Source organism: Pricia mediterranea (assembly GCF_032248455.1).
GTDB lineage: Bacteria > Bacteroidota > Bacteroidia > Flavobacteriales > Flavobacteriaceae > Pricia > Pricia mediterranea.
This window is the reverse complement of the sequence record NZ_JAVTTP010000001.1, coordinates 773,390-793,854: the sequence shown is the minus strand read 5'-3', so window position 1 is coordinate 793,854 and position 20,465 is coordinate 773,390. Positions and strand designations below refer to the sequence as shown.

Genomic DNA, 20,465 nt, shown 5'->3' with positions numbered 1-20,465 from the left:
TCGCGATGCTCCGCCAGCACGATGTTCACGGAATGATGGGGCGAGCCGCCTTTTTTGTTTGCAGAGTTATCAAATTATGGAGCAGCCGTTCGGCCTAAATTAGGGTGTTGGGTTAGCGTTTGACATGAAACGGACGAGGGTTGCAAAAAATAATCAGCAGGTCTTGCGATAGTCAAAAATAATTGTATTTTTGCATCCGCAATTATAGGTACGAGGTTAGAGGTACGAAGTATAAGGTTTTATTGCTGCACACTATGCAATTTGTACTTCATGTTTCTAACTTCGTACCTGTAAAGGGCCCGTTCGTCTAGGGGTTAGGACGCCAGGTTTTCATCCTGGTAACAGGGGTTCGATTCCCCTACGGGCTACTATTTACGAGTTATGGGCTAAGAGTGCGGAGTTTTATTCACTCTTGACTAATAACTCACAATTTTAAAAAGGCCCGTTCGTCTAGGGGTTAGGACGCCAGGTTTTCATCCTGGTAACAGGGGTTCGATTCCCCTACGGGCTACTGAACAAGTTAGAGGGTTAGGAGTTATGGGTTCAGAGTTCTCATGGCTCACTCATAACTCATAACTTATAACTCATAACTATAAGAAATGGCAAATCATAAGTCCGCATTAAAGCGAATCAGAAGAAACGAATCAGTACGCCTTCGCAACAGATATCAGCATAGAACCACCCGTAACGCTATTAAAAAGTTACGTGAGGAAGAAAAGAAAGAAGATGCCGAGGCCTTGTTACCGGGAGTGTATAGCATGATCGATCGATTGGCGAAACGCAACATTATCCATGATAACAAAGCGGCGAACCTAAAGAGCAAGTTGGCGAAGCACGTTGCCGCCCTGTAATTGCAGTATTTGCTTAACGCGTTAGCAGACTAAAATAGAAAAGCCCCAACGAAAGTTTTCCGTTGGGGCTTTTTCTGTGGCTGTACGAGGCGTTGATCATATTAAACCCTCACCTGGCCATCACCGTACACGTAGTATTTGTTGGTGACCAATTGCTTGAGTCCCAATGGCCCCCTGTGGTGCAGCTTGTCCGTGCTGATGGCAAGTTCCGCGCCTACGCCCATGGCACCTCCGTCGGTAAATCGGGTAGAGGCATTATGGTAAACTGCTGCGGAGTCGACCTGTTCCATGAATTTAACCGCCGCTTCCTTGTCCGATGTCATGATGGTTGTGGAATGTCCCCCGGAATATGTGTTTATCTTTTCGATGGCATCGTCCAGACCGTCCACCGTGCCGATGCAGCATTTCATAGCTAGGAATTCCTCTTCCCAAACGGACTCGTCCGTAATAACCGGTCTGTTTTTTAAAACCTCCCCGGTCTTTTCATCCACCATTACGGAAACTCCGTTCTCGTTCAAGAAGGAATCAAGCTCCTTGAGCTTTTCCGCATAATCGGGTATGGCGGTATCGATCAGGATTTTATCCAAGGCATTACAGGCGGAAATTTTGTGGGTCTTGGCATTTAGAATAACGTCAAGGCTTATTTTCCAATCCGCATTTTTATCCACGTAAAGAAAATTGTTGCCGCGGCCACTGACCAATACGGCACATTGGGCGTGCTCCTTCACGAAACCGATCAAGCGCTCCCCGCCGCGGGGCACGATAAGATCGAGTTTTTCGGGAGGATTTTTTAAGAATTCCTGGGTTTCCTTCCGATCCATGCTGAGCAGTTGGATCCAGTCGCTGTCCAACCCGTTCTCCTGCAGGGCCCGATGCCAACAGGCTTCAAGTACGCGGTTACTGTGGTAGGCCTCTTTACCGCCTTTAAGTAATATTTTATTGTTCGCCTTGAATGCCAACACGGCGGCTTCGATCGTAACATCGGGGCGGGATTCGTAAATAATCATAATCGTTCCGAACGGCGCGGTCTTATTTTTGATTTCGAGTCCGTTCTCCAATTTCCGATCGGATTTTGTCTTGCCTACGGGATCTTCCTGTCCCATTACTTCCTTAACCGAGGCGATCATCCCATTCACCTTTTCGTCCGTAACCACGAGACGGTCATATAAGGCTTGATCGTCTTTTTTAAAGAGATCACGGTCTTTTTTGTTCGCTTCCAAAATTTTGTTCCGATCCTCATCCAAAATCGAGATCATCGAATTAAGTACTTTATTTTTTAATGCAGTATCCAATATTTTCATGTCTGTTGTTAATTTTAGATTTTACAATTTATTTTCGGCTTCGGCTTCGGGCAGGCAACTTCCTTCAGCAAACCGCCCTCTTACGTCATCTGTCACGTCACCACCAAGCATCCGTCCGTTTTTCTCCCTTTCGTTCTTACGTACTTCATCTTTCCATCACCGGTCTTTCTTTCTTTCGTCTTTTCGTCATTCATCCTCTTCGCCCGCCATTCACGCCATGACCCGCGTACCAACCTGTTTGCCTTCCACAATATCAATAATGATGTTGTCGCGTTTTCCATTGGCGATAAAGGTAGGTATGTTTTTGGCGGCGGTCTGCTTGGCGATACTGAGTTTCGAGCCCATGCCGCCGCGTCCTTCGGCCTCACCTTTTTTGACCTCCTTCACGTATTTCTCCACATTTTCGTCCACCCCCACATTTTCTATGACCTCGGTATGTTCGTCGTCCGGATGCCCGGTGTAGAGTCCGTCTATATCCGTCAATATAATAAATTTATCCGCCTGAATCAGTTCCGCGACCAAGCTTGCCAGCTCGTCGTTATCGGAGAACATCGATTTTGTTACGGAAACCGCATCGTCTTCGTTGGCAATGGGTACGACGCCTTCGGCCATCAATCCTTCATAACAATTGATCATATTCTCGCGATGAACCCCCGGATTAAAATCCCGCTTGGTGGCGAGCACCTGGGCGCATTTCATCCCGTAATCCCTGAATATATTATAGTAGAGTCGCATCATACGCGGCTGGCCGATTGCCGAATACACCTGCCTTCTAGCGGTTTTGTCCGAAATTTGCGAATTGCCCAAAACTTCCATTCCCGCAATGACCGATCCTGAAGAAACCAATACCGTCATGATATCGTTTTCATAGAGTTCGGCAATCTGCTTGACCAATTTTTTTAAGATGGGCCTAACGATCCGGTTATCCTTATTGGTCATTACGTTGGTGCCGACCTTAATAACTACTCTTTGCTTGTACATGTTTACTTTTCTTTACCAAGTTCTACGGCTCTGTTGAATGCTGCATACGCCGCTTCTTCAATGAGATCCTTTACATTATTGTCATCCATGGAATCGAGGGCCGCCCGGGTGGTACCGCCTTTCGATGCCACCTTGTCCATCCAGGAATTGGGGGAGAGGTCCGACTGGTTAAACAGCTCTACGGCACCCGCAAAAGTCTGGCTTACCAGTACTTTGGAGTCATGTTTGGAGAAGCCCATCTTTAGGGCGGCCTCCATCATGCTGTGCATAAAATAGAACACATAGGCCGGTCCGCTTCCGGAAATCCCGGTAGAGGCATCAATATAATTTTCAGATTGCACGCGAATAGATGTCCCCGTGGTATCCAATAGGTTTTCAACGGTCAGCAATTCTACGCGGCTCACCTCGTCGGATACCATATAGGAAGTTATGCCCTTGCCTACCTGCGCCGGAAGGTTAGGCATGGCCCGAACTACTTTGCCGATGCCCAGCGACTCTTTCATAACCTTAATGGTGATGCCGGCCATGATCGAGATGATAATCTGACCCGGATTGAGCAACGGTTTCATTTTGGCAAAAAGTTCCGAGCTGTGGTAGGGTTTGACCGCAATAAAGACCATATCGGCTTTTGGTAAGCAATCTTCCATATTTTCGAAAACGTCGAAATGGGAAACTTTTTGAAGGGATAGAATTTTTTCGGGGGAATTGTCCAAGATCATCACATTCCGTCTCTTGAGCAGTTTTGACTTCGACATCGCCTCCGCGTAGGTCAAGCCCATATTCCCTGCGCCAATTACTAATACTTTCATCCGTAGTTTTTTAGGTTCCGTTATTTATTTCGCTGTGTATGGCACAAGAACCGTACAGAGACGTGCACTATTGAAACTGATTTTGAGCTTTTTTGTGATATTTTGGAATATCTTTCGTCTAAGAGCGCCCTTAAGCCCAATGATGAAGCGGTTAAGCGGTGCCGATCGATTTCAGGGATCCATTTTCGTTACGGATCGATTTGTATCCTTGTCCGGTAGTACCCTGTAATATTGTCGATTTGGAACTGCAATAATGTCAGGGATTTGAGATGGTACGGTCCTTTTAGCGCTCCATGGTTTTTCGTAGCGGCCTTCTCATCTTAATAAAGCCGACAATAAATAGAGTATACATCAAGATAATGAGACTGAGGTGAATGTTACGCACCGTGGTACTTACAACGAACTCATTCGAGAAGAACCGTAAAATTTTTATGGGCAGGTATCCGATGTAAAAAATGCTGAGTCCGAGGCTGAACCAAAACAGGAGGTTCTGTTTCAGCTGGAATTCTTGCGGAAGTACAAAGAAAGACCGAAGATATGATAGGGTACAGTACAGCAAGATACACCCCCCTACCAAATAGGATAGGGTTTGCGGACCCGATGAAAAGCTTTGAACAAAAACATTCACGACACATGATATCAAAAAAATCAAACTCCCGTACAGCACATTGTTTCGGAAAGCCTGATTTTTTGAACAGGACCAAAAAATATATAAATAATAGAGATACGAAATAATCGAATACACATTGTAGATAACACTATTATCAGTCAAATCACTAAAAACCAATGCGATATCTTCATCAATCGTAATAAGATACCCTAATAATTCATTCAGAAAGGTGTACAGGAACAATATGGGCAAAAACCGCAGCGGGGTGTCATAGTATTTCGGATAACGCCATAGCGAGACCACAAGGACGATGGCATAGATGGTGTGAAATCCAATGGTTGACAAAAAATGCATACTATCAGATCATAGGAAAAAAATTTACGAAAAGTCTAAGAATCACTGGCTAGCCGGTGGATTGCGGTGCCACTCATTTCCTATTACACTCTGCTCTGCATAAAATGGAGCGGTTACAGGACGGAGGATAAAATTAGGAAGTAGGTTGGCCTCTTGCGTGTTGTTTGCGCGTTTCAACATTTCCTTGGGAGCTGCTTTGTCCGTTCGTTGCAATGAATCAGTAAGTAAAAATGGTGTCATTCGTCCATCTTTGTCATCGACATCAATATAATAGGCCGATTCTTTCCCGTCCACATTAATGGTAGGTACGAACATTACGGTATTTCTTTTTTGCTTGTCCCGATCACCCTCATTTTCAGGATAGTTGGCGAAGTAAATACGCAGCTCCGATATATCGGCGCCCGCTTTTTTGGTTTCCTGTTCGACGAACTGGAGGTATTTTTTGAATTTTTCAAAGTCGTAATGGGTGTACTGGACTGGCACGAAGCTTTTATCCGAGCCTTGGTTATCCGCTTGTTGGTTCTGGTTTTCAGATCGATTGTTTTGTGCTTTCTGATTTGTCGAATTGCCGATTTCTCTACCATTGTTCTCGTAAATTTCGATAATCCTGCCGCGGTGTTGGCCGTAATTGTCATATCTGGTCTTCGCCTGGGCGTCCGAGATGATCATATCCTCTACCTCTTCCACCGTGACCGCTTTGTCATCGTCGACCCGATCCTTGATTTCGCCGCAACCCAGAAGGCCGACCAATAATAAAAATCCGGTAAGCAATTTATATGTTAATTTTTGAGCATTCTTCATGACATGAGGTTTTAAGGTTAACTGTTAACATGCAAATGCTGCCTGCGGGGGATGGGCAGGGTCGGGGTAGAAATGCGGGGGAAGAATTTCTCTTTGGACTATAAAGATATTTTAAAATACCGATACTTCGCAACAAATCGTAAAGAATTCATTTACAATCGGATGTAGGTGGCCAAAATTTTATGAGAATGGAGGTCGGGGGCGGTTCGAATCGATTTGGTGTAGTGGAGGGAAATCAATCCGTTTAGTTCATGGGTTTGCCCAAAAAAAAATCCCAAACTACCAAGAAATTGGAGCTTGGGATTTGAAGTTTTTACTGCGCCAGCGGTACTACTGGTTCATGGTCATAAGGAATTCCTCGTTGTTTTTGGTCTGTTTGATCCGTTGTTCGATAAATTCCATGGCCTCTACAGGATTCATGTCCGCCAAATACTTGCGTAGGATCCACATACGTTGAACGGTATTATCATCTAGCAGAATATCGTCTCTTCGCGTACTCGAGGAAGTGAGGTCGATAGCTGGCCAGACCCTCCGATTGGCGATTTTGCGATCGAGCTGAAGCTCCATATTGCCGGTGCCCTTAAATTCTTCAAAGATTACCTCGTCCATTTTTGAACCGGTATCGGTCAGTGCCGTAGCGATGATAGATAGCGATCCTCCATTTTCAATGTTTCGGGCCGCGCCGAAGAAACGTTTGGGTTTGTGCAGTGCATTGGCATCGACACCTCCGCTCAATACCTTACCGGAAGCGGGTTGTACCGTGTTGTAGGCTCTTGCCAACCGGGTGATGGAATCCAAGAGAATGACCACATCATGGCCGCATTCTACCAGACGTTTTGCCTTTTCCAGTACGATATTGGCTACGCGCACGTGTTCGGTAGCCTCTTTATCAAAGGTAGAGGCAACCACCTCGCCTCGTACGTTCCGCTGCATATCGGTCACCTCTTCTGGGCGTTCGTCGATTAAAAGAATAATCTGGAAAACTTCGGGATGATTGGCTGCAATGGCGTTGGCGATGGCCTTCAGCAACATGGTCTTGCCTGTTTTGGGCTGCGAGACGATCATACCGCGTTGTCCCTTTCCGATAGGGGAGAAGAGGTCCATGATCCGGGTCGAGATATTGCTTTGCCGTTCCGCGATATTGAATTTTTCTTGGGGAAACAGTGGGGTCAAATGCTCAAAAGATACCCGGTCGCGTACAACCTGTGGGTCAATTCCGTTGATCTTGTTGACCTTGATCAGCGGGAAGTATTTTTCACCCTCCTTCGGGGGGCGTACATTGCCCAGTACCGTATCGCCGGTCTTTAGGCCGAAAAGTCGGATCTGCGACTGCGAGACGTAAATATCATCCGGCGATGAAAGGTAGTTGTAATCCGAGGAACGTAAGAAGCCATAGCCGTCTTGCATGATATCGAGGACCCCCTCGCTTTCGATAATGCTATCGAACTCATATTCAGGTGCTTTATACCGATTCTTGAGATCTTTGTCGAAATTGCTTTTGTCGTGACCGCTCTTCTGGTGTCGAGGATTTTTATTGGAACCGTTCTGGCTTTTATGGCCTGAATTGCTTTTTTGATCCTTTTTGGAACTAGAGGATTTCTTGTTTTGCGAACGCGGTCGTGGTTTATTGGTTTCTTTTGATTTGTTGTCGGACTCCTTTGAATCCTTAGTGCTTTTCGAAACCTTTGGATCCTTGTTTACTTTGGAGTCCTTTTTATCAGTGGAATCCTTAGCGTCTTTAGACCCTTTGGTATCGTCCGACGAATCGCTTGAGGTCTTGTCCGATTTTGTCTTGGGGGCCTTTGCCTTTTGAGCCCTTGGTTTTGGCTTCGGTTTGGACTGGTTTCCTTCGTCGTTTTTTTCCGCGGAAGCGATTTCCGAGGCGATTTTGGGATTTGCCGCCTGTAGGTCTAGAATCTGATAGACCAGATCCAATTTTTTTAAAGATCGGAATTTGGGTACATTGAGGCTTTTAGCTATTTCCTGAAGTTCAGGAAGCTTTTTTGCTTTTAAATCTGAAATTTCAAACATTAAGTAAAATATATTATGTGTCTAAATAAGAATAACAAGAAGTGTATATTCGATGGTGTTACTCGGGTTCGATGGTGTTACTCGGGAAAGATTTCCGTTGAAGTAAGTGTTGTAACACTACAACGGCACAATATTACAAATTATTTTCAATACAAAGGTGTTTTTTTTTAAAAAGCCTGTACTTTTGCACTTCGAAATCCTGTTCGTGCAATGATTCAAAGAATCCAGACCGTATATTTGTTTTTTGTTATGCTCGTTGCGGGCATACTACCATTTTGGGTCAATTTATGGTCCGATGCCGATGGGAACGAGATTTTTGCCAAACACGATATTTTGATTTCCGGGGCCTTTTATGCCTCGGCAGTATTGGCCCTTATCGCCATCGTTGTTTACAGGAAAAGAAAAAATCAGTTTGTGCTCAACCGACTGAACATGATATTGAATCTTTTTTTATTGGGATTTTTCGTTTACAGATCGCTAAATTTATCTGGAGAGATTACCGTCTCGGAGAAGGGTATTGGGATGCTGATTCCTATTTTTTCTATCGTTTTGTTGGTTCTTGCCAATAGGGCCATCAAGAAGGATGAAGATCTTGTAAAATCTGTGGATCGTTTGCGATAAGACCAACATCTACTTAGTAGAATTTAGTGTGTACGGCCCCGATGGAAGCATCGGGGCTTTTTTATGGACCCAAACGGTCAAAATTGTATCCCTAATGAATTTTTTGAAGAAACCAAGCTATTTTTAAATACATTTAGCAGCTGTAATCCGCGAACAACGACCATGCAAAAACCCAATAAGCGATTAGAAAATCAAACCTGTATCGTTACCGGCGCGAGTTCCGGTATCGGAAAGGCCGTGGCCAAGGCCTTGGGTACGGAAGGCGCCAATATTGTCGTGAATTACCTCAGCGATGCAGCTGAGGCCGAGGAGGTCGCGGACTGGATTGAGGGGCAGTCGGACTGTGGGAAGGCTATCGTCGTACAATGCGATGTCAGCAAAGAGGGTGAGGTACAGGCTCTATTCAAAAAAACCATTTCGCATTTTGGTACCGTGGATGTCTGTGTCGCCAATGCAGGTATACAGATGGATCATCCCCTGCATGAAATGCCCTTGGAAGCCTGGCAAAAAGTGTTGGATGTAAATGTAACGGGGCAGTTTTTGTGCGCACGTGAGGCGATTAACGAATTTTTACGCAGAGGCATGCGTAAAGACGTGTCCAAGTCCCTAGGCAAGATCATCCACATGAGTTCGGTACACGAGATCATCCCGTGGGCGGGACATGCCAATTATGCGGCTGCCAAGGGCGCTCTGACCATGTTGATGCAAAGTATCTGTCAGGAGTACGGGCCCAAGAAGATACGATGTAACAGCATTGCACCCGGTGCCGTGAAAACCGATATCAATAAGGCGGTATGGAGCAACGAGGAAGGTGCGGAAGGCATGTTAAAGCTGATACCCTATAAGCGGATCGGCATACCGGAAGACATCGGAAGCGTGGCGAGTTGGCTGGCCTCCGATGAAAGCGAATATATCAATGGCACCACTGTTTTTGTAGACGGGGGAATGACCTGTTACCCGGGGTTTGCCACCAATGGGTAGTGTGGATCAAGCGGCAAATATTGGAAGTAACAACCTTTAAAATATAGAAAATGAAAAAAATACTACGGGCCTTGTTGGCCGGTTGGGGCGCCAAAAAATTAAGTGGCGGTAAATGTGGCTGTTTTGCCATTTTCGCCTTTATCATACTGTACTGGTTGTTGGGGTATGTTTTCAACTAACATGGGTTCAAGCTACGACATTTTAAAGGTTGTCACCACCTCCCCGTTTCCCCAGTTCTATAATTTCCAGGTCTTTAATGTTTTCCCTTTCGATAACGAAGCGTAGCATGGTGCGGACCTTGTGGAAACCATGAATGCCACAGGCCCCGGGATTCATGTGTAAAATACCGCGTTCTCTGTCCCACATTACCTTTAAAATGTGCGAATGTCCGCAAATAAAAAGCTTAGGCGGATCTGTTAGTATGAGAGATTTTGAACGGGCATTGTATCTGGGTGGATATCCGCCGATATGGGTCATAAGCACCTCCACATCTTCACATCGAAAACGGTTGTTCAGGGGAAATTCCATTTGAATATCCTTATCATCGATATTCCCATAGACTCCACGAACGGGCTTTATTTTGCGGAGCGTATCCGTCACATCAAGGCTGCCGATATCCCCGGCATGCCAGATTTCATCAGCTTGTCGGGCATATTTCAGGATTTTTTCATCGATGTGGGAGTGGGTGTCGGAGAGGAGTAGGACCTTGGTCATTTTAGGAGTTAGGAGTTAGGAGTTAGGAGTTAGGATCTTGAATCAGTTTACGGCAGGAGGCAATGTTCAATGTTCGCCTCGGTAAACTTGAAAAACGGACGCGGGACATCCGTCCGATCTTCAGTATCTTTGGAACTTCACAAAACTAAAGAATCCCCTTGAGATACTTCATCCAGTTTTCCTACTTCGGAAAACCCTATCACGGGTGGCAAAAACAACTGAACGCGATAACCGTGCAGCAGGTGCTCGACGAGGCCTTGTCCACCCTTTTAGGGCATCCGATAGCAACGATAGGGGCGGGGCGCACCGACGCGGGGGTCCACGCCCGACAGATGTTCGCCCACTTTGAGGCCGTTGGACCACTCAATTCAAGCATCCCAAAGCTGATCTATCGGTTAAACGCGTATCTGCCCGTTGCCATTGCGGTACAATGTATTTTCAAGGTTCCCGAAGAGGCCCATGCCCGTTTCGATGCCATAGAGCGCACCTACGAATATTGGATCGTTCAGGAAAAAAATCCCTTTTATTCCGATTATGCCCATTACGTAAGGCATCCTTTAAACCTTCCGGCAATGAACCAAGCTGCGGCACTTTTGTTGGATTATGAGGATTTCGAGTGTTTTTCACGGACCAAAACCGACGTTAAGACATATCGCTGCGATGTAAAAAAGGCCGTATGGATAACGTGTGATGATAAACTGGTATTTACCATTACGGCGGACCGGTTCTTGCGAAACATGGTCCGGGCCGTGGTCGGTACCCTGTTATTGGTAGGACAGGACAAGTGGACAATCGCCGATGTTAAAAGGATATTAAATGCAAAAGACCGTTCCCTTGCCGGTCCATCGGTACCTGCAAAAGGCTTATATTTGACCTCGGTCCTATACCCCCAAAAGATTTTAGGCAAACATGGATAAAGATACTGGAAAAGCATTCGATCTGCGGTTGTTCAACCGTTTATTAAGGAGGACCCGCCCGTATCGATGGACTTTTTTCGGTGTCGCTCTCGCTGCCATTCTTTTGTCAGGTTTTGCGGTGATGACTCCCATTCTCTTGCAACAGATTATCGACGATGCCATAAAACAGAGCGACGCCGACCGCCTGTTGTTTCTTACCTTGGCGATGTTGGGGGTGTTGCTCGGCCAGGTCGTGAGTCAGCTGGGCTTTAATTACTACGCCAATTGGCTTGGCGAGTCCGTTATCAGGGATATTCGAGTAGATCTTTTCCGTCGCATGCTCGGCTTTCGCATGAAGTATTTCGACAACTCCTCCCTCGGGGTCCTGGTCACGAGGGCCGTAGCCGATATGCAGAGGATCGGGGAGATTTTCAGTCAGGGATTCTTTCAGATCGTTGCCGATCTGTTGAAAATGTTCGTCGCAGCCGGGGTCATGCTATATATGAACTGGAAACTGGCCCTAATCGTGTTTCTATTGCTTCCCATTATTATATATGCTACCCGACAGTTCCAAAAGGCGATGAAGATTGCCTTCACCGAGGTGAGGGCGCAGGTGGCCAACTTGAATTCCTTCGTGCAGGAACGTATTACCGGGATGAAGATCGTGCAGCTGTTCACCCGGGAGAAAATCGAGAGCGACAAGTTCAGGGTCATCAACGAAAAACATAAGGAAGCCTGGCTTAAGACGGTATGGTATAACTCCATTTTTTTTCCCATCGCGGAAATCGTTACTTCGATTGCGGTGGGTCTCATCGTATGGTATGGGGGCCTGCTTAATGTCACGAATCTGGCAAGGGAAGAGTTCGGTACCATTTTCGCGTTCATTTTGCTTATCGATATGCTGTTCCGCCCGTTGCGGCAGATCGCCGATAAGTTCAATACCCTACAAATGGGCATGGTCGCCGCAAATCGGGTTTTCAGGATTCTTGATACCGATAGCAACATCCAAGATGTCGGTACCATTGACAAAGAGGAAGTCCGAGGTGACATCAAGTTTTCGAACGTGTATTTTGGATATCTGGAGGACGAACAGGTGCTTCACGGCATTTCGTTCGAGGTGAGGGCGGGGGAGACCATTGCCATCGTCGGGGCCACGGGGGCGGGAAAATCCACTATTATCAACCTGCTCGGCCGGTTCTACGAAATCGATTCCGGATGTATCGAAGTAGATGGTACCGATATCAAGGATTTCAAATTGGCTTCGCTGCGTTCGCATATCGCCGTAGTCTTGCAGGATGTATTTCTCTTCGCCGATACCATCGCCAACAATATTTCGCTTAAGGATCCCTCTATCAGTTTGGAGAGCATTAAGACCGCGGCCAAGGAAATCATGGTGGACGAGTTTATCACCAGTCTTCCCGGGGGGTACCATTATAACGTTAAGGAGAGGGGCTCTATGCTTTCCAGCGGCCAACGACAGCTGATCGCCTTTCTACGGGCCTATGTAAGTAACCCCAGCATTCTGGTGTTGGACGAGGCCACCTCTTCGGTAGATACCTATTCCGAACAGCTCATACAACGCGCCACGGAAAAAATAACAGAGGGTCGCACCAGCATCATCATCGCACATCGCCTGGCCACTATTAAAAAAGCGGACCGTATTATAGTAATGGATGCCGGAAAGATTGTGGAAACTGGAAGCCACAAAGAGCTGCTCAAGCAAGATGGGTACTATCGAAGTCTGTACGAAGCGCAATTTATGGCGGAGGAAGTGGCGTGATTATCTTGCCAGCACTCACAACCGTTCGCAAATTTGACAAAAAGACCGCTGCGCTAGAGAATAAGAAGTAAACAACCTCGGGACAAGCCCAAGAGGCATTCGTAGGGAGACGACTAAGTATGTCAAGCCAAGACTCGGAACATGCAAAGCTCGATTATCGAGCAAAGACGCATTGATTTTCAATTAATCTATTGTCCTTGCTTTTTCAGTGAAATGGTCTTTGTTCAAAGGTTGCGGAGGCTAGTGGCCAGCTCAGCATCTTCGGGATGAAAACGCCGGATTGATTTTTGTTTTATTCGATCAAATCCTCCTTTAACATGGATGTCAGTTCCTTCGGACCTTCGTAATCGACAAACTCCCCGTTGCGGAGATAGGAGATATTCCCTGTTTCTTCACTTACCACCAGGGCCAGGGCATCGGTCTTTTCAGTGATACCGACGGCAGCGCGGTGGCGAAGGCCGAAGCGAAGGGGAATGTTACGTTCGTTGGAAACCGGAAGAATGGCCCGGGTCGCTACGATATAATTGCTCTGTATGATGGCCGCCCCATCATGCAGGGTACTGTTCTTGTAAAAAATACTTTCGATAATCGGTTGGTTCACCTGAATATACATTTGATCTCCGGAGGATTTCACGAAATCAAGGGAGTTGTTACGTTCTATTACGATCAAGGCACCGGTTTTGCTCAAGCTCATTTTTTCGCAGGCTGCAATAATGGCATCGACATTTGTATCGGGACCTATGCTTTCCGTTCTCAGGAACTTAAAATGTTTGAGGAACTTCCGTTTATTGGCAAAATTGGTCGACCCGACCATCAACAGAAATTTTCGGATCTCTTGCTGAAAGACGATGATCAAAGCGATAAGTCCCACCTGCATAAAGCCACCGACCATACTGCTTATCATCTCCATATCGAGGAGTTCGGTAAGCTTCCAAAAGGCCCAAATGATGACAATCCCGATAAAGATATTAATGGCCACGGAACCGCGGACCAATTTGTAAACGTAATACAATAGAATGGCTACCAAGACGATGTCGATGACATCGGTAATATTGAACTCTAGAAAATTAAGGAAATCCAAGCTGTAGGTGTTTTTGTAAAATTAGCGAAATAATTTTTCTGTCAGGGCAATACATTCCATTGCTTGCTTAACGTCGTGAACCCTTAAAATATTGGCGCCTTTCATCAAGGCGACCATGTGAAGCGCGGTGGTGCCATTGAGGGCTTTTTCGGCGGTCGTGTCGAGCGCCTTGTAAATCATGGATTTCCTGCTGAGTCCCGCTAAAAGGGGCAACTCCAAATTCTGAAACAACTCCAATTTCGATAGCAGCTCATAGTTCTGGGGCAGGGTCTTGGCAAAGCCGAATCCTGGATCGATGATGATATCCGTAATCCCAAGCTTTCTGGCCTTTGCGATACGTTCCGAAAAATACCGCAGCATGTCCACCGCGATATTTTCGTAATCCGTCTGATTTTGCATGGTCTTTGGGGTGCCCCTCATGTGCATCATTATATAGGGTATCTTATACCGCGCAACGGTCGGAAGCATATTTTCATCCTGCTTTCCGGCGGAGATATCGTTGATTATCGCCGCACCCACGTCCAGACAGCTTTTGGCCACCTCGCTTCTAAAGGTATCAATGGATAAAATGATTTGTGGGAATTCCCGAAGAAGCATCCCGATTATGGGCAATATCCTTTGTAGCTCCTCATCCTCTGAAACGGCATCTGCCCCAGGACGGGAGCTGTAGGCGCCGACGTCGATAAAAGTAGCCCCTTCGTTCAGCATGCGTTCGGTCTGTTGCAGCACCGCCTTCCCATCCTTATACTTTCCTCCATCGTAAAAGGAATCGGGGGTAATGTTCAGAATGCCCATCACCTTGGTTCGAAAGAGGTCGATAAGTTCGCCTTTGCAGTTGAGGGTCATAGGCTTAAAAAGGTATTGCCGATTCGATTTGATAAAACAAGTTTAAAACACGAACTTTGATCGGTTCCTGAAAACGGACGAAATTTACGCAATCCATATCCATTTATGCAACATACTTCCGAGCAATACGATGAGGTGGTACAGATTTGTCGGGAGCTCTTCACGAAAAAAATGGGGGATTATGGCAGTGCCTGGCGTATTCTGAGGCTCCCCTCGCTTACCGATCAATTGTTTATCAAGGCGCAGCGCATCCGTAGTTTACAGGAAAACGAAGTGCGAAAGGTGGATGAGGGCGAACGCTCGGAGTTTATCGGTATCGTCAACTACTCCATTATGGCTTTGATACAATTGGAAGAGGGCGTGGCCGAGCAGCCGGACCTTTCGGTCGAGGAGGCGCTAGAACGTTTTGATCGGCATGCTGCAGCCACCAAAAAATTGATGGAGGACAAAAACCACGATTACGGCGAGGCTTGGCGCGATATGCGTGTCAGTTCGCTGACAGACCTCATTTTGCAAAAATTGCTGCGAGTGAAGCAAATAGAAAATAATAAGGGTCAAACCGCCGTTAGTGAGGGGGTCGATGCCAATTACCAAGATATGGTCAACTATGCGGTCTTTGCGCTGATACATTTGAAAAGCGTTTGACCTCAACAGAAAATCCTTTGACCCTAATCTTTGAATATAGTAACCGTTTCGAAGGAATTTAGCCATATGAAGTATCTTGTAAACATTAGTAGAATTTTAGTCGGAATACTGTTTATTTTCAGCGGCCTGATAAAACTGAACGATCCCGTAGGTTTCTCCTTTAAGCTCGAGGAGTATTTCAGTCAAGGGGTGCTCGACCTTCCCTTTTTGGAGCCTTATGCGCTGGCTATTTCCATTTTTGTGGTCATTTTCGAGGTGGTGCTGGGGGTCGTACTTTTATTGGGGTATCGGGTAAAATTCACGGTTTGGAGCCTGCTCATCATGATTATCGGCTTTACCTTCCTGACCTTTTATTCCGCCTATTTCAACAAGGTAACGGACTGCGGCTGTTTTGGGGATGCCATCAAATTAACGCCCTGGGAATCGTTTACCAAAGATATCATCCTCTTGGTATTGATCCTCATCCTATTTTTTGGTAGAAAATATATTAGCCCGTTGTTCAGCAGGGGAGCCCTTCGGATTATAACCTTGCTCGCCGTCGTGTTCTCTATCGTGTATTGCAATCATGTGCTGAACCATTTGCCGGTGGTCGATTTTAGGCCCTATAAGATCGGTGCCAATATCGAGGAGGGAATGGCCGTACCCGAGGATGCCCCAAAACCGGTTTACGATTACGCTTGGCGATTCAACGTTGACGGAGAGGAAAAAATAATCGTGACCCAAGGGGACTACCCCTCGGTGGACGGGGAGTTCATCGATGTGGAGACCACGGAAGTCCAAAAAGGATACGAACCGCCCATTCACGATTTCACGATCGAGCAACAGGGTGAGGATTTTGCCGCTTCGCTCTTGCAGGAGCCTAAACTGGTCATGGTCATCGCCTATGACCTGGCAAAGACCAATGAAGATGCATACGATGGAATAAAAAAGGTAACCGATGCCGCCTTGGAGGAGGGCTATAAGGTCATCGGGATGTCCGCTTCCGACGAACAACGAACCTCCGGTTTGGTCGAGGATTATAATTTGGATTTTGAGTTTTATTTTACGGACGAGACCACCCTGAAGACCATCGTCCGCTCCAATCCCGGGGTGCTGGTGTTGGAGAAGGGAACGATACGACAGAAGGTGCACTATAACGACTTGGATCAATTGAAATTTGAATAAAATGTTACCTCGACCCCTTCATGTCAGGTCGAGCGCATTCCAGATCCCACTCGATACAGGCGCAGTCGAGGTTTGTCAGGTCGAGCGCAGTCGAGACCTAGTTCGATTGGGCCAAAAGCCCCCGACTGTTCGCCCGAAACATTTAATTTGGCGAGAATATAATGGGATAAAATGCCCTATAGATATCTAAAACACAGGCATAAAACTTTTAAACACTGAGAAAATGAGAAATAAAATAGTAGCAGGAAACTGGAAAATGAACAAGACCTCGACCGAAACGGGGGAATTATTGAACGAACTGGCCGCAAAGTTGCCCGATACCCAGGCGGAGGTCATGGTCGCCCCGACATTCGTCAACCTTACGGCAGCGGTAAGCGCCTTGGATGAGTCAATTATAGAGGTCATCGCCCAGAACATGCATTTTGCCGAAAGCGGGGCGTACACCGGGGAAATTTCCGCGGATATGCTGTTGGATATCGATATCGACACCGTTATCATCGGGCATTCCGAACGTCGCGCCTCTTTCGGGGAGACGGACGAGATTTTGGCCAAAAAGGTAAAGACCGCGATAGAGAAGGAGATGCGGATTCTATTCTGTTTCGGCGAGCAACTCGAAGACCGCAAATCCGACAATCATTTTAAGGTAGTCGAAAGCCAATTGAGAAATGTGCTTTTTTCGTTGGATGCATCGGCGTGGACCCATATCGTTCTGGCCTACGAACCTGTTTGGGCCATAGGAACTGGGGAGACCGCATCACCTGAACAGGCGCAGGAAATGCACGCCTTTATCCGCAAGACCATTACGGAGGCCTTTGACAGCTCGGTAGCCGATAAGGTGTCCATCTTGTACGGCGGCAGCGTAAAACCCGCCAACGCCAAGGAAATTTTCTCCAAGCCCGATGTCGATGGGGGACTCATCGGCGGGGCATCGCTGAAAGCCGATGATTTTGTGGAAATCATAAAGGCTATTTAAGTTTTTATCCATAGAATTCCCAGACCCTGGCTCGGATGCAACAATTGGACAATCAAAATATAGAGAAATAAGAGCCAAGCTTCTTACCCGGGCCGATAGCCCGTGATCGCCAGCTTTTTCCAACGATTGGCCAGTTTAGTGGTTTGTAAGTTTACAATCCAATTCACTTATATTCAGTGTGTCATTCGTGTTATTGGATGATTGAACCAAGAGCCATGACAAAAAGTCTAGTTTTTTGTTTTTCGAATTTTGGCTCTGATACCTAGCCGGCCCTGTCTGGAGACAATTTCATTTGCCGCTAAAATACGCCGAAGATGCTATGTTCAATGACCAATGCGCATCACAGCCCTTTGGCGTCAAACCGTAGGGAACCATGGTAACCTATAAACCAGCTACAAATTTGTCAATATATATCGAGTATTCGTTTAAAATCGAGCCTTTGCATCCCGCATCCGACATCCTTATTGCCGAGCTGGGGGAGGTGGGATTCGAAAGTTTTGTGGAAAACGATGATGGTGTCCTCGCCTACATCCAAAAAGAAGACTGGCGAGACGATATATTAAATGCCATCCAAATACTAAAACATCCGGATTTCAAGATATCCCAATCCTATACAGAAATTCCACAAGAAAATTGGAATGCGGACTGGGAGCGCAACTTTAAGCCCATCCAAATTGACAATCGCTGCGCGGTACGGGCTCCTTTCCACAAAAAAATGGAGGTGGAGTACGATATCGTCATTGAACCCAAAATGAGCTTCGGTACCGGGCACCACGAGACCACCCGCATGATGTTGCAGTTTATTTTGGACCACGATTTCGAAGCTCTGTCCGTCCTCGACATGGGTAGCGGCACCGGGGTACTCGCCATTCTTGCCGCCATGAAGAGCGCGACTTATGTCGATGCCATCGATATCGATACCTGGTGTTTTCTCAATGCCAAGGAGAACGTGGCCAGAAACGGATGTCCACAAATCAATGTGTATGAAGGGGACGTGGCTCTTTTAGGTAAATTAAAATATGATGTCATCCTAGCCAACATCAACCGGAACACTCTGCTTCGGGACATTCCCGTGTACGTCAAAAACTTGAACAAAAACGGAATACTTTTTGTAAGTGGTTTCTACGCGGAAGATATTCCCATGATATCCGCGAAATGTGCGGAAAACGGACTTCGGTGGGAAAAAAACCTGGAAAAGAACCGATGGGTTGCCGCAAAATATGTATTTTAGGTTGATAACGAGAATAAAATTGAAAGGAAAAGCAGCAGTCATGAGTACCAAAGAAAAAGTATTGGAAGACGTTCTTCTCAAGGAAGAAACGGTAAAACAACACGAAATTGTTCTCTTTAACGACGAGGTCAATACTTTTGACCATGTCATCGAAACCTTGATGGACATTTGCGATCACACTCCCCATCAGGCCGAACAATGTTCACTCATTGTCCACTACAACGGCAAGTGTACAGTCAAGACCGGCGAATACAGCGATTTGGAACCCCGCTGCAGCGGGCTGCTTCAGGCGGGACTTAGTGCGGAGATTGTGTAAGCCACTGGCGTATTAAATTCTATCAGATCGCAAGCGAGCTGACGATCTAGTTTCACGGGCCTGGGTAATCAGACGATTCAAATTAATATGGCGCTAAGTTGCTAACGACGCCAACCTCGACGACTGGAATCGAAAATTTTAGTTTCAACATTACGAAGACGGGGTAGCTTTCAATTTGGTTTTTTAAGTTATAATTTCCCTTTGGGTTCTTGCTTTTTAAAGTTAATCCGTATTTGAAAATAGGTTTTGTCGTGGGATTTAAAGTTGCAAACTTTTTTTTAACTTAACTCACGTAAGCGTTTTGGGGTAATATTTCAATATCGTTTCCAAAATTCTGGATAATAGAAATGAGTTTGTCGAATATGGGCTTGAAGGGTTCTTTGCCTTTGTATAGCCCCGTTATTACATCTACTTGATTTTGTACAGAACCTGCATCTCTTTTATTTACTTGCTACGCCCGAAGGTTGGCAGATCTTTGCGGAAATTCGTGTTAGTTTTTTGGTTTTACAATTTCTTCGAGCTTTGTAAAATTTTGCGTCCCAACAATGCCAATGCATTGTTCCATCTGCGGTTTTATACGGTTTTGAATCCTTACTTGTGTCGCTCGGTCGATAAACTTTAAGGATTTAATTTCCATATTTTATCTGAAAACTTTAAATATTCGGGCAATGCAGCCGAGCCATACCAATTGTAAAGTTCAAAATCCAATAATTCCGCTTTAACGGCCGGGTCAGTTTGTAATAATTCTTTTGCTTCTTCAATACTTGCCACATTGTCGAAGATAAAAATACCACGATAGCCGTTGTCGTTTGTGCCAAAAGGACCCGCTACAATCAGTTTCCTTTTTTCTACAAGGCGATTTATATTACTCATATGGCCTTTAAAGGCTTCACTAATGAGTTCTTTGTCGGTCGTTTTGTTACTGCCTGTTTTGAGCACAACGAAAATATAACTTTTCATTCCATAATCGTCCGCACCTAATTTGTTTGCCAACGAGGCATCATAGTTTGGATTCGCAATACTGCTGTCTCTTTCCATAGCCTGCCCATCCTGCTTTTTCATTTTAAAGGAAAATCCATTTTTGCCATCGGACACCTGAACAAAAATTTCTGACTCGTTTCGTTTTTGGTAAACTATCTTCTTTGGAAAATCGTGCTTTGGGTTTTCGAAAGTAAAAGTGCTGTCTATTTTAGTTAGTTCAAACTCGATACCTTTTGCTTGGTTTTGATTTAAAACGGTGGCTGTATAGATGATTTGATTTTTATTTCGGGAAATATCAAGATATTCGGAAACTCGTAATTGTCCATCTTTGATTTTGTAGGTGAAACCTTTAAGGGTATTTTCGTTGAGTTTGTCCCAGTGTTCGTAGCTTTCTTTATTCTCCATTTTCCAAGTTCCTTGCAAAAAGTCGGGAAAATCTGACTGAGCAAAGGCTATGTCAGTGAGAAATAGCATTAAAAGTGTGAAAATGTATTTCAT

21 protein-coding genes and 2 tRNA genes are annotated in these 20,465 nt (G+C 45.8%); 13 read left to right on the top strand and 10 right to left on the bottom strand.

All coding sequences use genetic code 11. From position 1 onward, the window contains the following. Positions 1–296: 296 nt before the first annotated feature. The 3 genes from RQM65_RS03445 to rpsT all read left to right on the top strand — a co-directional run bounded on the left by RQM65_RS03445 (position 297) and on the right by rpsT (position 851). Positions 297–368, top strand: a tRNA-Glu gene (locus RQM65_RS03445). A gap of 71 nt (positions 369–439) precedes the next feature. Next, positions 440–511 (top strand) — tRNA-Glu (locus tag RQM65_RS03440). Between the two features lie 88 nt (positions 512–599). Next, positions 600–851, top strand: coding sequence for a 30S ribosomal protein S20 (gene rpsT / locus RQM65_RS03435; protein ID WP_314012757.1), 252 nt, complete (start codon positions 600–602; stop codon positions 849–851). Positions 852–952: 101 nt separating this feature from the next. Here rpsT and RQM65_RS03430 read toward each other — a convergent pair whose 3' ends face one another. From RQM65_RS03430 to rho, 6 genes are all read right to left on the bottom strand, one after another. Further along, entirely contained in the window at positions 953–2,152 is a 1,200-nt protein-coding gene (locus RQM65_RS03430) for a glutamate-5-semialdehyde dehydrogenase (protein WP_314012755.1), read from the bottom strand. Positions 2,153–2,362: 210 nt separating this feature from the next. Next, the gene (proB, locus tag RQM65_RS03425; protein ID WP_314012753.1) at positions 2,363–3,133 is read right to left on the bottom strand and encodes a glutamate 5-kinase; all 771 of its coding nucleotides are present in this window, start codon (positions 3,131–3,133) and stop codon (positions 2,363–2,365) included. Between the two features lie 2 nt (positions 3,134–3,135). Continuing rightward, the gene (gene proC, locus RQM65_RS03420; RefSeq protein ID WP_314012751.1) at positions 3,136–3,942 is read right to left on the bottom strand and encodes a pyrroline-5-carboxylate reductase; all 807 of its coding nucleotides are present in this window, start codon (positions 3,940–3,942) and stop codon (positions 3,136–3,138) included. Positions 3,943–4,225: 283 nt separating this feature from the next. Further along, positions 4,226–4,906 carry a hypothetical protein gene (locus RQM65_RS03415; protein ID WP_314012749.1) on the bottom strand — a complete coding sequence of 227 codons (681 nt, stop codon included), beginning with the start codon at positions 4,904–4,906 and terminating at the stop codon, positions 4,226–4,228. A gap of 42 nt (positions 4,907–4,948) precedes the next feature. Continuing rightward, the gene (locus RQM65_RS03410) at positions 4,949–5,707 is read right to left on the bottom strand and encodes a hypothetical protein (RefSeq protein WP_314012747.1); all 759 of its coding nucleotides are present in this window, start codon (positions 5,705–5,707) and stop codon (positions 4,949–4,951) included. Between the two features lie 330 nt (positions 5,708–6,037). After that, complete coding sequence (gene rho / locus RQM65_RS03405) at positions 6,038–7,738, bottom strand: transcription termination factor Rho (protein WP_314012745.1); 1,701 nt, start codon at positions 7,736–7,738, stop codon at positions 6,038–6,040. Between the two features lie 210 nt (positions 7,739–7,948). Here rho and RQM65_RS03400 point away from each other — a divergent pair, with 210 nt between their 5' ends. The 3 genes from RQM65_RS03400 to RQM65_RS03390 all read left to right on the top strand — a co-directional run bounded on the left by RQM65_RS03400 (position 7,949) and on the right by RQM65_RS03390 (position 9,519). Continuing rightward, positions 7,949–8,359, top strand: a complete 411-nt coding sequence (locus RQM65_RS03400) for a DUF4293 domain-containing protein (protein ID WP_314012744.1) — start codon at positions 7,949–7,951, stop codon at positions 8,357–8,359. A 162-nt stretch (positions 8,360–8,521) separates the two neighbouring features. After that, the gene (locus RQM65_RS03395) at positions 8,522–9,340 is read left to right on the top strand and encodes a glucose 1-dehydrogenase (RefSeq protein WP_314012743.1); all 819 of its coding nucleotides are present in this window, start codon (positions 8,522–8,524) and stop codon (positions 9,338–9,340) included. Positions 9,341–9,390: 50 nt separating this feature from the next. Further along, positions 9,391–9,519 (top strand): hypothetical protein, encoded by a 129-nt coding sequence (locus tag RQM65_RS03390; RefSeq protein WP_314012741.1) that lies wholly within the window; start codon positions 9,391–9,393, stop codon positions 9,517–9,519. A 22-nt stretch (positions 9,520–9,541) separates the two neighbouring features. Here RQM65_RS03390 and RQM65_RS03385 read toward each other — a convergent pair whose 3' ends face one another. Then, positions 9,542–10,054 (bottom strand): metallophosphoesterase family protein, encoded by a 513-nt coding sequence (locus RQM65_RS03385; RefSeq protein WP_314012739.1) that lies wholly within the window; start codon positions 10,052–10,054, stop codon positions 9,542–9,544. Positions 10,055–10,212: 158 nt separating this feature from the next. Here RQM65_RS03385 and truA point away from each other — a divergent pair, with 158 nt between their 5' ends. Both truA and RQM65_RS03375 read left to right on the top strand, forming a co-directional pair. Next, complete coding sequence (gene truA / locus RQM65_RS03380) at positions 10,213–10,971, top strand: tRNA pseudouridine(38-40) synthase TruA (protein WP_314012737.1); 759 nt, start codon at positions 10,213–10,215, stop codon at positions 10,969–10,971. Beyond that, positions 10,964–12,730: an ABC transporter ATP-binding protein gene (locus RQM65_RS03375; RefSeq protein ID WP_314012735.1), complete on the top strand. Its 1,767-nt coding sequence runs from the start codon at positions 10,964–10,966 to the stop codon at positions 12,728–12,730. The genes truA and RQM65_RS03375 overlap by 8 nt, the downstream gene beginning before the upstream one ends. A 292-nt stretch (positions 12,731–13,022) precedes the next feature. On the opposite strand, the gene RQM65_RS03370 is transcribed toward RQM65_RS03375, so the two are convergent. Both RQM65_RS03370 and folP read right to left on the bottom strand, forming a co-directional pair. Next, positions 13,023–13,811 (bottom strand): diadenylate cyclase, encoded by a 789-nt coding sequence (locus tag RQM65_RS03370; RefSeq protein ID WP_314012733.1) that lies wholly within the window; start codon positions 13,809–13,811, stop codon positions 13,023–13,025. 21 nt (positions 13,812–13,832) lie between these two features. Beyond that, on the bottom strand, positions 13,833–14,657 hold the full coding sequence (gene folP / locus RQM65_RS03365) for a dihydropteroate synthase (RefSeq protein ID WP_314012731.1): 825 nt from the start codon (positions 14,655–14,657) through the stop codon (positions 13,833–13,835). A 105-nt stretch (positions 14,658–14,762) separates the two neighbouring features. Here folP and RQM65_RS03360 point away from each other — a divergent pair, with 105 nt between their 5' ends. The 5 genes from RQM65_RS03360 to RQM65_RS03340 all read left to right on the top strand — a co-directional run bounded on the left by RQM65_RS03360 (position 14,763) and on the right by RQM65_RS03340 (position 18,986). Beyond that, positions 14,763–15,302, top strand: coding sequence for a DUF1599 domain-containing protein (locus RQM65_RS03360; RefSeq protein ID WP_314012729.1), 540 nt, complete (start codon positions 14,763–14,765; stop codon positions 15,300–15,302). Between the two features lie 66 nt (positions 15,303–15,368). Next, on the top strand, positions 15,369–16,466 hold the full coding sequence (locus tag RQM65_RS03355; protein ID WP_314012728.1) for a BT_3928 family protein: 1,098 nt from the start codon (positions 15,369–15,371) through the stop codon (positions 16,464–16,466). A 223-nt stretch (positions 16,467–16,689) separates the two neighbouring features. Then, complete coding sequence (gene tpiA / locus RQM65_RS03350) at positions 16,690–17,439, top strand: triose-phosphate isomerase (RefSeq protein WP_314012726.1); 750 nt, start codon at positions 16,690–16,692, stop codon at positions 17,437–17,439. A 400-nt stretch (positions 17,440–17,839) separates the two neighbouring features. Next, a complete protein-coding gene (prmA, locus tag RQM65_RS03345) occupies positions 17,840–18,670 on the top strand; it encodes a 50S ribosomal protein L11 methyltransferase (RefSeq protein ID WP_432279836.1) in 831 nt (276 codons plus the stop codon). Positions 18,671–18,710: 40 nt separating this feature from the next. Next, positions 18,711–18,986 carry an ATP-dependent Clp protease adaptor ClpS gene (locus tag RQM65_RS03340; protein WP_314012723.1) on the top strand — a complete coding sequence of 92 codons (276 nt, stop codon included), beginning with the start codon at positions 18,711–18,713 and terminating at the stop codon, positions 18,984–18,986. 618 nt (positions 18,987–19,604) lie between these two features. Here RQM65_RS03340 and RQM65_RS03335 read toward each other — a convergent pair. Continuing rightward, entirely contained in the window at positions 19,605–20,465 is an 861-nt protein-coding gene (locus RQM65_RS03335) for a DUF6265 family protein (protein WP_314012722.1), read from the bottom strand.